Source organism: Psychrobacter sp. NPDC077938 (genome assembly GCF_044542635.1).
Taxonomy (GTDB): Bacteria; Pseudomonadota; Gammaproteobacteria; order Pseudomonadales; family Moraxellaceae; genus Psychrobacter.
Window position 1 is genome coordinate 207,047 of record NZ_JBITUW010000001.1, and the last position, 12,876, is coordinate 219,922.

Genomic DNA, 12,876 nt, shown 5'->3' on the forward strand with positions numbered 1-12,876 from the left:
CCATAACATCAAGCCAAGCAATACAAACTATTCAAAACTCTAGCAAAATTTGCTACACTACGCGCGCATTAACCAATTCCACAATTTTGTTAATGCTTTAAATTGAAAAGTTACTTTAACCCCAACGCACTAGGTTTGCGACCTAGCCAGCAGGAGAAAGACATGAGCACCTCTCAAGATAGTAATATCAAAGAAACCGCGATAATTGACAACAATTCAGCCCCTGTATACGATAGTGTAACTAATAATATCGTCGTTGCCGCACTATATAAGTTCACGCGCTTTGCTGATTTTGAGCAATATCGTGAGCCTATCCTAAACACTATGCTCGATAACGATGTGAAAGGTACGTTGTTACTTGCAAGCGAAGGCATTAATGGTACGATTTCTGGTACGCGTCAAGGTATCGATACCGTACTTGACTACCTGCGTAGTATTGAGGCGATTGGTACGTTTACCTTTAAAGAGTCCTATACTGACGCACAGCCTTTTTATCGCACTAAGGTAAAGCTAAAAAAAGAAATCGTTACCATGGGTGTCGAGAATATCGATCCATTGGAATCCGTTGGTCGCTATGTAAAACCAAGCGAGTGGAATGCGTTGATCTCAGATCCTGAAGTTACCTTGATCGACACGCGTAACGACTATGAAGTGCAAATCGGCACCTTCCAAAATGCAGTCAACCCAAACACTGAAACGTTCCGCGAGTTTCCAGAATACGTCTCAAAAGAGCTTGATCCAACCAAGCATAAAAAAGTCGCGATGTTCTGTACGGGTGGTATCCGCTGTGAGAAGTCGACTGCCTATTTACGCGAGCAAGGGTTTGAAGAGGTTTATCATTTAGAAGGTGGTATCCTAAAATACCTCGAAGAAGTCCCTGCCAATGATTCTATGTGGCAAGGTGACTGCTTTGTTTTTGATAATCGCGTTTCGGTCAACCACAACTTAGAAAAAGGCAGCTACGAGCAGTGTTTTGCATGCCGTATGCCGATCACTGTCGATGACATGCAAAGCCCTGCCTATATCAAAGGTGAGTCATGCCCGCACTGTATCGACAAAGCGACTGATGAGCAGAAAGCACGTTTCCGTGAGCGTGAGCACCAAATGCAGCTAGCCAAGAAGCGTGGGGAAGCCCATATCGGTAGTGATGTGATGGATGTAATCGAAAAACGTAAAGCTGCTAAGACGGAAGCGCGTCTACAGGCAGAAGCTGCAAACAACACGAAAGCCAATTAAACTTAGCATTAGTACAATAAAAAAGAAGTGAAATAAAAAAGAGAGGCTCTAATCAATAGAGCCTCTCTTTTTTTATGACAAACTTTCAATGCCTATCAAAACTATTAGCACTGATATAGTTAATCCAATTTGAAAGCGGATTGACTATATTAAAATAAGATACGTACGCGGATAGTCTCTTCGACATCTTTTAACTGGTCTAGTGCAGCGGTCGAATCATTGTAATCGACATCCATCACTAGATAACCAACATCACCTTCTGTCATCAGGCTCTGCGCTAGGATGTTAATGCCAGCTTCAGCAAATAAGCGGTTAATCTGAGACAGTACGCCTGGCACGTTTTTGTGAATGTGTAGTAGACGATGCGAGTTTTCTTTGAACGGAATAGAAACTTCTGGGAAGTTCACAGCCGTCGCCGTATCACCTTGATCAGAGTATCTAACAAACTTATCTGCTACTTCCAGTCCGATATTGGCCTGTGCTTCTTGTGTTGAACCACCGATATGCGGCGTCAAAATCACATTGTCAAACTTACGTAGTGGTGACTCAAACTCTTCGTCAGCTGATTTTGGCTCTTTTGGGAACACATCAATAGCCGCGCCCAAGATTTTACCAGACTCAAGCGCATCTGCCAGATCATCAATCTCAACACACGTACCGCGAGCCGCATTGATAAAGTAGCTGCCTTCTTTCATCTGAGCGAACTGCTCAGCTTTCATCATATAGCGAGTGCTTGGTACATCAGGTACATGCAATGTCACGATATCAGCCGTTGATAATAGCTCTTCTAAGCTACCAACTTGTACCGCATTGCCTAGTGGCAACTTGGTCACGGCATCATGATAGATGACTTTCATACCAAAGCTTTCTGCCAAGACAGACAGCTGCGAGCCGATAGAACCATAACCGACGATACCGATAGTCTTGCCGCGCACTTCGTGTGAGTTAGTCGCAGACTTACCCCAGCCGCCGCGATGTACAGTTGCATTTTTTTCAGGAATACCGCGGTACAGCATAATGGCTTCGGCCAATACTAGCTCAGCTACCGAACGGGTGTTCGAGAATGGCGCGTTAAAGACAGGGATACCAAGATCACGAGCGGCGTCTAGATCTACTTGGTTGGTACCAATACAAAAGCAACCAATGCCGATAAGCTTGTGTGCATGCTCAAGTACTTCACGCGTCAACTGAGTGCGCGAACGAATACCGATAAAGTGAGCATCTTTGATCTTTTCAATCAGCTCGTCTTGATCTAAGGCGTGACTGATATTCTCGATGTTGTGGTAACCAGCTCCTTCCAATACTTTTAGGGCATTGTCATGTAGACCTTCAAGCAATAAAAACCGGATTTTGTCTTTTTGTAGTGATAACGCCATATGAGAACTGTCCTATAATTGTTTTATAAGATTACCTGTTGGATAATCTATGATGGAGGAAACGAAAACAGTCCCGATATCTTACACAAAATTTGAGGTCGATGTTAGCAGATTAGATGAATTATTGGTTATCAAGCCTGAAAAATTTTTATGCTATAGTGAATTATTCTGTTTAAAACCGCTCGAATCAATTATTTATTACTTACCTCTTCTTGTATGTAAAAACTATCATTCACTTATTACCTCTACGAGCTGACTCACCACTGAATTTATAGTTATTTCGCTATATAATAAGCAGTCCCAGCATCGTGCTTACGCCAATATTGAGATTTGACCATGACGCCAACTACCGCTCAGAACACATCCGAAACCAATGCCGTGCAAACCATCTTGAGCACGCTTACTGATACTCATAACTTCGACCCAACCCAAATCAAAACCGATGCTGAAAGCCTAGAGCATTGGGGCAAAGACTGGACCAAGCATTTTCCCCCAGCTGCATCTGCTATCGTCTTTCCAAAGACTACAGAGCAAGTGCAGTCCATCGTACTCCTTGCCAATGAACACAATATTGTCTTGACCCCGAGTGGTGGTCGTACAGGACTCTCTGCTGGTGCTGTCGCTGCCAACGGTGAAATCGTCGTCAGCATGGATAAAATGAACCATATCGGACAGTTCTATCCTGCCGATCGAATAGTTGAAGTCGAAGCCGGTGTGGTCACCCAACAGTTGCAAGAATTCGCTGAATCAAAAGACTTATACTACCCTGTCGACTTTGCCTCAGCAGGCTCTAGTCAAATCGGTGGCAATATCGGTACCAATGCAGGTGGTATCAAAGTCATTCGCTATGGCATGACCCGTCAATGGATTATGGGACTGACTGTCGTCACGGGTAAAGGCGATATCTTGCAGCTGAATCGCGGCATGGTAAAGAACGCCACTGGTTATGACTTGCGCCAATTATTCATCGGTAGTGAAGGCACGCTTGGCCTTGTCACTCATGCGCAAATCAAACTTGAGCGTCAGCCACAAGACTTAAACGTCATGGTGCTTGGCATGGACAGCTTTAACGATGTAATGAACGTACTCTCTGCCTTTCAAGCACAAATTGATTTGACCGCTTTTGAGTTCTTTGACGATGTAGCGATTGATAAGCTGATGGCACATGGTCAAGTACAAGAGCCGTTTGAGTCACGTACCAAATTCTATACGCTATTAGAGTTTGAAGCGCCTTATGAGCCAATCATGGACAAAGCCATGGCCATATTTGAGCATTGTATGGAGCAAGGTTGGGTCGTCGATGGTGTCATGAGTCAGAGCTTGGCACAGGCCGAAGAGCTGTGGAAACTACGTGAGTATATCTCTGAGACCATCTCAGTCTTTACCCCTTATAAAAACGATGTATCTGTCCTAATTAGTCATGTGCCAGAGTTTATCACTGAGATTGATCATATCGTCAGTAGCAACTATCCTGACTTTGAAGTCTGTTGGTTTGGTCATATCGGTGATGGCAATTTGCATCTCAATATTCTAAAACCAGAAAACATGAGCAAAGATGATTTCTTTGCTGAGTGTCAGATTGTCAATAAATATGTGTTTGAGACAGTGCAGAAATATGGTGGTTCAGTGTCTGCTGAGCATGGGGTTGGTATGACAAAGAAGCCGTATCTGCACTATAGCCGCAGTGAGACTGAGATTGAGTACTTAAAAGAAGTCAAAAAAGTATTCGATCCAAACAACATTATGAACCGCGGTAAGATTTTTGATATGTGATTAGGTTGTGAACGCTAAACGCTTAACCCAAATAAAAAGACGCTAACCCGAGAGGCTAGCGTCTTTTTTATTACTTTATAATTCGCAAAAACTACGATTTATAAATATAACAGTATCAGTGCGACGACCAGTAGTATGCTCAAAAACCCTTGAATAATCAGAAACGCCTGATGCGGTGCCGCGATATGACGCACCATATTACCCAATGCATTATAAGTAATACCTGCCGCCTTAATATGGGGTGGACTATCGAAAGTTTTAATAATTTGCAAAAACTGCTCAGTCCGATCAGACGACCAGCCGTGCGGCGCAAATGGTAAAAACGGAGATAATTGTACGGCCTGTTTCTTGGTCGCGGGGGACCACAACCAACGCTCTAAAAACAGCAAGCGCATACGCCAGTCGGCAAAGCTGCGATGATTGATGACTTGTAATAGCAACACTTCTACATTCTTATGACGACTATCGACAAAGATACGCTCTTGCAGATTAAATACGTCTGACTTTTTGCCTTCAATACATTGCAGAAAATGACCATTGCCGTAGCATAGTGTGCCTGTGATGTTATTCTGCTGATTGTAGTTACGTGCATGACCTTCTACTTCATCAAAGATAGAGGTGCTCAAACGCGAGCCAAGAGTCAGCGTACTGACATAAACCAACTGAACCAAAGCGGAGTCATCTATGTCATCCCACTTCATGATTCTATTGGTATGATTTAAAGGCATAATAAAATAATCCTAAGAAGCCGATGAGATACGGCTAAACGAAACAAGCAACACAATACTATGCCTGAGTTGAACCAAAAAATTGACTCACAAAAACGTAGCAAATATTTACTACGTGAGACTGTTATTACCGTTACAGCTTGCTATGATAACAAGCAAAACAAAAGGTGCTGATAGATATTATTTAGATTCTATATTGAGATAATAAATAGCAAGACAGTCGCAGGTACAATGATAATGCAGGGTTATGCGCTTATCGGTGCTCACAAACCCAATAGGTATAAAGTGGTATAGAATGCGGCGTTCGCTATCCTTTAGTCCTCTATGTTAGCCAAAATCATTACTAAATAAAGTGAGCAAAACGGCCTAATATATCAACATAACCTATTGTAAATACGGCAATAAATTATTGTAACGACAATATCTTCCTATTGGAATGTTTTTATTACTTTTTTGCACAAAAATCGGTACATCAACGTGCTATAACACCATTATTTGATACCACTACATTCAATAGCTATTTAAAACAGGAAACTTATGAGTAAGATGGAAAAACTAGATGACTTTCATCTCACGATTGCTGAGATTAAGAAAAAAGATTATCCACAATTAAAAGCCTTAATGGATCGTGTCTATGTAAACTTGGGTGGCGCATGGTCAAAGACAACCATTCATACTTTGATTGATGCTTTCCCTGAAGGTCAGATTGCCTTGTTTGATCATGATCAGCTGATTGGTATCGTGCTCTCTATGCGCGTTGACTATGCCAAATTTTCGAACCCGCATACCTATGACGATTTGATTGGGCAAAAAGAAATCATCAGAGACAATCCAGAAGGTGATGCCATTTATGGTTTAGATGCACTCATTGACCCTGATTATCGCGGCTACCGTCTCGGTCGTCGTCTGTATGATGCACGTAAGGAACTATGCCGACAGTTGAACTTCCGCGCTATCTTAGCCGGTGGACGCATACCTAACTATCATAACCATAAAGATCTGACTCCAGGCGAATATATTGATGCCGTTGAAAGCCGTGAAATTCACGACTCAGCTTTGTCTTTTCAGCTGTCTAATGGCTTTATCGTTAAACGTATTTTGACTGCTTATCTGCCAGATGATAAACAATCAAAGGGCTTTGCTACCTTGCTTGAATGGGCAAATATCTACTACGAGCCTAAAGACTATAAGCCTAATACTCGCAAGTCTGAGGTGCGTATTGGTGGTATTCAGTGGCAGATGCGTGAAGTCGAATCACCTGAGGAGCTATTGCAACAGGTTGAGTTCTTTGTCGATATCATGGCTGACTACAACTCAGACTTTGCCTGCTTACCAGAATTTTTCAATGCGCCTTTGATGGGTCTATGCGAAGAAACCGATCAAAATATTGCCATTCGATTTCTAGCCGGTTATACCGAGTGGTTCAAAAACGAAATCTCGCATTTAGCCGTCAGTTATAACGTCAACGTCATTACCGGTTCGATGCCGTTACTAGATGAAGACGATACCTTGTATAACGTCAGCTATTTATGCCGCCGCGATGGTACCGTTGAAGAGCAACGCAAAATTCATATTACTCCGCATGAGCGCAGCGCTTGGGTAATCGAAGGTGGCGATGAAGTTAAAGTATTTGACACGGATGCAGGCCGTATCGGTATCTTGGTCTGCTACGATGTTGAGTTCCCTGAGCTTGCACGTCTGATGGCACTTGATGACATGGATATCTTGTTTGTGCCCTTCTGGACCGATACCAAAAACGGCTATCTACGTGTTCGCCACTGCGCGCAGGCCCGTGCTATCGAAAACGAATGCTATGTGATGATTTGTGGTTCAGTCGGTAACTTACCGCAAGTTGAGAGTTTGGATATTCAGTACGCTCAGTCGTCGATTTTTTCACCATCAGACTTTGCGTTCCCGCATGATGCGATTATGGCAGAGACCACTGCCAACACGGAGATGGTGTTCTTTTCTGATGTAAACTTAGACAAGCTGACTCACGTTCGTCATGAAGGCTCAGTACATAACTTAATCGACCGCCGTGATGATTTGTTCAGCTTAAAGTGGAAGCGCAAAGCTAAAGTACCAGCGAGCAAGTTAAGTGATGAGCAGCGCCGCGAAAATTCAGGCAGCGTACTGATTGGTGATCCATTACAAAACCGAGCACAAAAGCCATAATAGGTTGACGTCGCACACTTATAGTAGACTTTATAAATAATACGGCTGATTTTCAGCCGTTTATTTTTATCTACTGTCTACTCTTTGTGCAATGATCATATAGGCAATCACGATAAGATAAGCAGTGACGATAAGCCATTATTTGAGAACAACTGAAAATAACTGAAAACAATATGCAAACTAAAAAGCGGATGTCATGACGACTGATATTGAACAAACAGAAATAAAGCCAAAGAAGCAGCCGAAGCCGAAGATAGTTTCGATACTTAAAACGATAATGTTATACGGTCTCATGTTTATCGTGATCTATAGCGTGGTCAATTGGTGGCGACAGCCTGTCATGCCTGCCAACCCTCAGTTGCAACTGACCGATTACCAAGGGCAAACTATCGACTTGGCAGCGATGAGTCATGAGCGTCCCACACTGGTATACTTTTGGGGTACGTGGTGTTCAGTCTGCAGCTTTACCTCACCCACCATCAATAAACTAGCAGCAGATAACTATCCCGTTGTCACTGTTGTCGTACAGTCAGGCTCAAATCAAGAGTTACGCGGCTACCTCGATCAGCATCAGTTTGACTTCACCACCATAAATGATCAACAAGGCAATATCTTTGCAGATTGGCAAGGGCAAGTCACACCGTCCTATGTAGTATTAGAGAATGGCGAGATGACACAAGGACTAACAGGGATTCAGCCATTATGGTCATTGAAACTGCGCTTATGGTTGACGTCTGTTTTTTAGTACTTGAGTCGTACTTTATGTTTCAATAAATCATTGTGTAAAAGGCCTATAGCTATGTCTTCACCAATGATATATGACGCAGATAAACGGTTGATATTGGACAAAATTGGGCTGTCCTCGCACAGCTCTTTTTACCCTACCCTTTTTGTCATATAATAGCTGCCGATCTAAATATTTTTTTGAATTATTTTTACTAGCATATTTTATGTTGCAATCGTCTCGTTACCATTTATTATTGACGTAACTATTTACGGACTAATGAGCGACAATGGTTATTTATTGACATGATGGTTGATAAACCAACTATGATGAGCAATATACCTACTATTCGTAATTGAACATTTCAACACAGCGTAAACCTCAGTATTATATTGAAATACATTGAACATCGAGCCTTGTATCCGGTTTTGAACCGACACACAAACCTACCTTTTAAAAAGATACCTTCTATGACTGATAAAAGCACTGACACACCAAACCAAGATTACAAAGACACGCTGAACCTTGCGGATACGCCATTTGCGATGCGCGCAAACCTTGCCAAGCGCGAGCCAGATTGGTTAGCTGCTTGGGAAGCAGATGACGTGTACGGTAAAATTCGTCAGGCGCGTGCTGGTGCAACCAAATATATTTTGCACGATGGCCCTCCATACGCCAACGGTCAGATTCACTTGGGTCACGCGGTCAATAAAGTACTAAAAGACATTATTGTCAAATCAAAAACCTTATCAGGGTTTGATGCGCCTTATGTCCCTGGTTGGGATTGTCATGGTCTGCCAATCGAACAAAAAGTCGAAGCCAAGGTCGGTAAAGTTGGTCAAAAAGTTTCTGCGACCGAATTCCGTGGTCTATGCCGCGAATATGCGAGTACTCAGATTGAACTGCAAAAAGCAGACTTCAAGCGTTTAGGCGTGTTTGGTGATTGGGACAACCCTTATCTGACCATGAACTTCCATCAAGAAGCCAACATCGTACGTGCGCTTGCCAAAATCTATGACAATGGTCATGTGACTCGCGGTATGAAGCCGGTCAACTGGTGCTTGGACTGTAGCTCTGCCCTAGCAGAAGCAGAAGTAGAATATCAAGACAAAGTCTCTGATGCGATTTATGTCAGCTTTGATGTGCTCGGTACGGATAAAGTAGCCGCATTGGCAGATATCGCAGATAACATCGCTGCTGTTATTTGGACCACCACGCCATGGACACTACCTGCCAACCAAGCTATCTCAGTACATCCAGAGCATAACTATAGCGTGGTTGCTACCGAAAAAGGCAATCTGCTACTCGCAGCGGATCTTGTAAAAACTGCGTTAAATGAGCTAAAACTAGAAAATAACGGCATCTTGGCGACTGTATCAGGCAGCGAGCTTGAAGGCTTACATGCCCAGCATCCACTGATTGAAGACCGTCAAGTACCGCTCATCTTGGGCGATCATGTGACTACCGATAGTGGTACTGGTCTAGTACATACTGCACCTGGTCACGGTCTAGACGATTATATCGTTGGTCTAAAATACAACTTACCAGTGGAAAACCCAGTAAGCGGTACGGGCGTTTATTTAGATAGCGCTGCAGTATTTGCCGGCGAGCACATCTATAAAGCCAATCCAAAAATCATCGCTGCACTACATGAAAATGGCCATCTAATCAGCCATACTAAAATTGAACATAGCTATCCGCATTGCTGGCGTCATAAGTCACCAATTATTTTCCGTGCTACGCCTCAGTGGTTTATCAATATGGAAACCAAAGGCTTACGTGCTCGCGCGCTTGCTGATATTCCATCAGTAAGTTGGACGCCAGCGTGGGGACAGAATCGTATCGAATCAATGATGACGGGTCGTCCTGATTGGTGTATTTCGCGTCAGCGTACGTGGGGCGTGCCGATTACTTTCTTTACGCATAAAGAAACTGGCGAGCTGCATCCAAACACGCTTGAGCTGATGGAAACTGCGGCGCAAAAAATCAATGAAGGCGGCGTAGAAGCGTGGTTTGATGCTAGCTGTGAAGATTTCTTAGGCAGTGAAGCTGCTGACTATGACAAAGCAACTGACACATTGGACGTTTGGTTTGACTCAGGAACCACACATTTTGCGGTACTGGATCAACGTGATAAGTTGACCAACCCAGCTGATATGTATCTAGAAGGCTCTGACCAGCATCGCGGCTGGTTCCAGACATCACTACTGACGTCAGAAGCGATGTATGAGCGCCCACCGTTTAAGCAAGTACTGACTCATGGTTTTGTGGTCGATGAGAACGGTCGCAAGATGAGTAAGTCACTGGGCAATATCATCACCCCGCAAGAAGAAATCAATAAAACAGGCGCGGACATGCTGCGTCTATGGATTGCTTCTAGCGACTATCGTTATGAGATGAGCGCAGGTAAGACGGTCTTTAAAGGTGCGATCGATATGTATCGCCGTATCCGTAATACCTTACGTTTCTTACTTGCCAATACCGATGACTTTAATCCAGCGACTGATAGCATTGATATCAATGAATTGGTTAGCCTTGATAAATTCATCATTGAACGCGCACAAACCGTCCAAGCGCAAATCATTAGCGCTTATGATGCGATGGACTTTCACCAAGTCACGCAACACGTGACGGCGTTTTGCTCACAAGACTTGGGTAGCTTCTATTTAGATATTATCAAGGATCGCCAGTACACTACTCAGGCTGATGGTCAGCCTCGTCGCTCTGCGCAGACGGCTATCTACTATATCACTCATGCGCTGATTCGCTGGATTACCCCAATCCTATCATTCACGGCGCAAGAGGCATGGGAAGTACTGAACCAACGTGATGCGGATAAAGGCGGCTATGTATTTACTCAAGAATGGTATGAGTTCCCAGCGTTTGAGCTAAGTGCTATCAGCAACGATGACTGGCAGCGCATTATGTTCGCCAAAGACATGGTGAACAAACATATCGAGACTGCACGTGGCGAAAAAATCATCAATGCCAACTTATCTGCCGACGTGAGTCTATACGCTGACGGTGCTATGTATGAAAGCCTAGCTAAGCTTGATGAAGAGCTTCGTTTTGTACTAATTACTAGTAAAGCTGCACTAAAGCCAATGAGCGAAGCACCTGCTGATAGCATCGCACAGACAGATGAAGCGACCGACACCAATACTGAAGAGGCTGTAGATTTAGTGGTCCAAGTAAGTGCCGCTACTGGTACTAAGTGCGTACGCTGCTGGCACATTCGTGATGACATCGGTACAGATAGCGCACACCCTGAACTATGCGCGCGTTGCGTGACCAATGTCAGTGGCGATGGCGAGGTACGTCACTATGCCTAACCCAACAGACTCACCTGAAAGCCAGCATGACCAGCAGCCGCAGGTTGAGATTGACCATTCGCCTAAGCCTGCTCATGCAACCACAGGTAGCTCGACTACGCCTAGAAGTCGCCTGACCAAGACCCCGAAAATGGTGGCAAATGGCAGTCGTGCTTTTGTATGGTATATATTGGCATTGGTTATCGTTATCATCGATCAGTGGACTAAATGGTTGGCGGAAACCAAACTGACCTTTCATGATCCAGTGCCAGTAATCGAGCCATTTCTCAATTGGACATTGGCCTATAACTATGGCGCGGCATTTAGCTTTTTGGCAGATGCGGGTGGTTGGCAAAAGTGGTTTTTTTCAGGACTGGCATTGCTCATGTCGCTGTTTCTAATCATTTATCTGATTAAAGCACCTTGCAAAGCCACACTGTTATCTTTCGGCCTAGCCTTAGTATTGGGCGGTGCAGTTGGTAATTTAATCGACCGCTTATTGCATGGTCATGTGATTGACTTTATCCATGTGCATTATGCTGATGTCTGGCATTATCCGATTTTTAATATCGCGGATATTGGTATATCTATCGGTGTATTATTGATTGTCATCGATATGTTGTTTTTGGAAAAGAAGCGTGAAATGCCACGGTCATAATTTTAAATAGTATTATGAATACCGTTTGACTTATAAATAAAAAAGGTGGGTTATGTAATCGTAACCCACCTTTTTTTTGTCGATCGTTTTAGTGCTTTCGTCAGACACGTAGCAATACTGCTGATCGTGAATACACTTATTTATTTACAGAAACGCTGATAATAAACCAGTGACAGTCTCTAACCCGCCACCTGCCAATAGAAACAACAACCCTGCCATGTTCACAACGACGGTCAAATAATAAGTCACTCGAAACTCAGGCTTTTGTGATTTGTGACGCAGATACGTTTGAGCTAATAGCGCGCCTACCCAACCGCCAAGCGCGCTTAGTATATGCAGTGTAGACTCAGGCGTACGCCAGTCGCCACTTTGCGCAGCAGCTTTGTCTTTGGCATACATGCCATAAGTAATAATCCCTAGCACGACGTACCAGCCGACCACTAGCCAGCTTAGCTTATCTGTCGCTGCTAATAAAACTAAAACGCCATAAAAAGCCAGTCCAAGAAATGAGCGTTTCTTTTGGCCCGCTTCAAATTCCGCTTGATGGCTCCGTTTCTGATTGCGCTGACGGATCTGCTGATTTTTTTGTGCTATCTTTTGCTGTACAAACCCAAGCTCTTGTACTTGCTTGGCTCGCTTGCGCCCCTCCGCATCTTGTCCAATGCTAAAGACCACTGCCTCGCCGATATCAGGACGGCGCTGAGCCTTAAACTCACTTATATGAAAGAAGACAGACTCGCCTGCTTCAGTTTCAATAAAGCCAAACCCTTTATCATCCTGCCATTTTTTGACAGTGCCTTGTTGTTTATTCACTACCGACACCTCATATCTTTTAGAATTGCCAATTATAGTACACCATCTGCGTTACATTATTGACGCTTACATCTGGTCTTAG

9 protein-coding genes are annotated in these 12,876 nt (G+C 43.7%); 6 read left to right on the plus strand and 3 right to left on the minus strand.

Translation table 11 applies throughout. The features are described from left to right. Positions 1–162: 162 nt before the first annotated feature. On the plus strand, positions 163–1,236 hold the full coding sequence (locus ACIGBM_RS00950; protein WP_397476469.1) for a rhodanese-related sulfurtransferase: 1,074 nt from the start codon (positions 163–165) through the stop codon (positions 1,234–1,236). A gap of 149 nt (positions 1,237–1,385) precedes the next feature. Here the strand turns inward: ACIGBM_RS00950 and serA are convergent, their stop codons facing one another. Next, on the minus strand, positions 1,386–2,612 hold the full coding sequence (serA, locus tag ACIGBM_RS00955; protein ID WP_057758460.1) for a phosphoglycerate dehydrogenase: 1,227 nt from the start codon (positions 2,610–2,612) through the stop codon (positions 1,386–1,388). A gap of 336 nt (positions 2,613–2,948) precedes the next feature. Between serA and ACIGBM_RS00960 the strand changes: the two genes are divergently transcribed. Then, entirely contained in the window at positions 2,949–4,385 is a 1,437-nt protein-coding gene (locus ACIGBM_RS00960) for an FAD-binding oxidoreductase (RefSeq protein WP_397476470.1), read from the plus strand. Positions 4,386–4,483: 98 nt separating this feature from the next. On the opposite strand, the gene ACIGBM_RS00965 is transcribed toward ACIGBM_RS00960, so the two are convergent. Beyond that, positions 4,484–5,113 carry a BLUF domain-containing protein gene (locus ACIGBM_RS00965; protein ID WP_397476471.1) on the minus strand — a complete coding sequence of 210 codons (630 nt, stop codon included), beginning with the start codon at positions 5,111–5,113 and terminating at the stop codon, positions 4,484–4,486. A 537-nt stretch (positions 5,114–5,650) separates the two neighbouring features. Here ACIGBM_RS00965 and ACIGBM_RS00970 point away from each other — a divergent pair. From ACIGBM_RS00970 to lspA, 4 genes are all read left to right on the plus strand, one after another. Continuing rightward, positions 5,651–7,288, plus strand: a complete 1,638-nt coding sequence (locus ACIGBM_RS00970; RefSeq protein ID WP_102094613.1) for a carbon-nitrogen hydrolase family protein — start codon at positions 5,651–5,653, stop codon at positions 7,286–7,288. 196 nt (positions 7,289–7,484) lie between these two features. Continuing rightward, complete coding sequence (locus ACIGBM_RS00975; protein ID WP_397476472.1) at positions 7,485–8,033, plus strand: protein disulfide oxidoreductase; 549 nt, start codon at positions 7,485–7,487, stop codon at positions 8,031–8,033. Positions 8,034–8,482: 449 nt separating this feature from the next. Beyond that, positions 8,483–11,344 (plus strand): isoleucine--tRNA ligase, encoded by a 2,862-nt coding sequence (gene ileS / locus ACIGBM_RS00980; protein WP_397476473.1) that lies wholly within the window; start codon positions 8,483–8,485, stop codon positions 11,342–11,344. Continuing rightward, entirely contained in the window at positions 11,337–11,981 is a 645-nt protein-coding gene (gene lspA, locus ACIGBM_RS00985) for a signal peptidase II (RefSeq protein WP_397476474.1), read from the plus strand. Before ileS ends, lspA begins: the two co-directional genes overlap by 8 nt. A gap of 144 nt (positions 11,982–12,125) precedes the next feature. On the opposite strand, the gene ACIGBM_RS00990 is transcribed toward lspA, so the two are convergent. Continuing rightward, entirely contained in the window at positions 12,126–12,794 is a 669-nt protein-coding gene (locus ACIGBM_RS00990) for a DUF1294 domain-containing protein (RefSeq protein ID WP_397476475.1), read from the minus strand. Between the last annotated feature and the right edge of the window lie 82 nt (positions 12,795–12,876).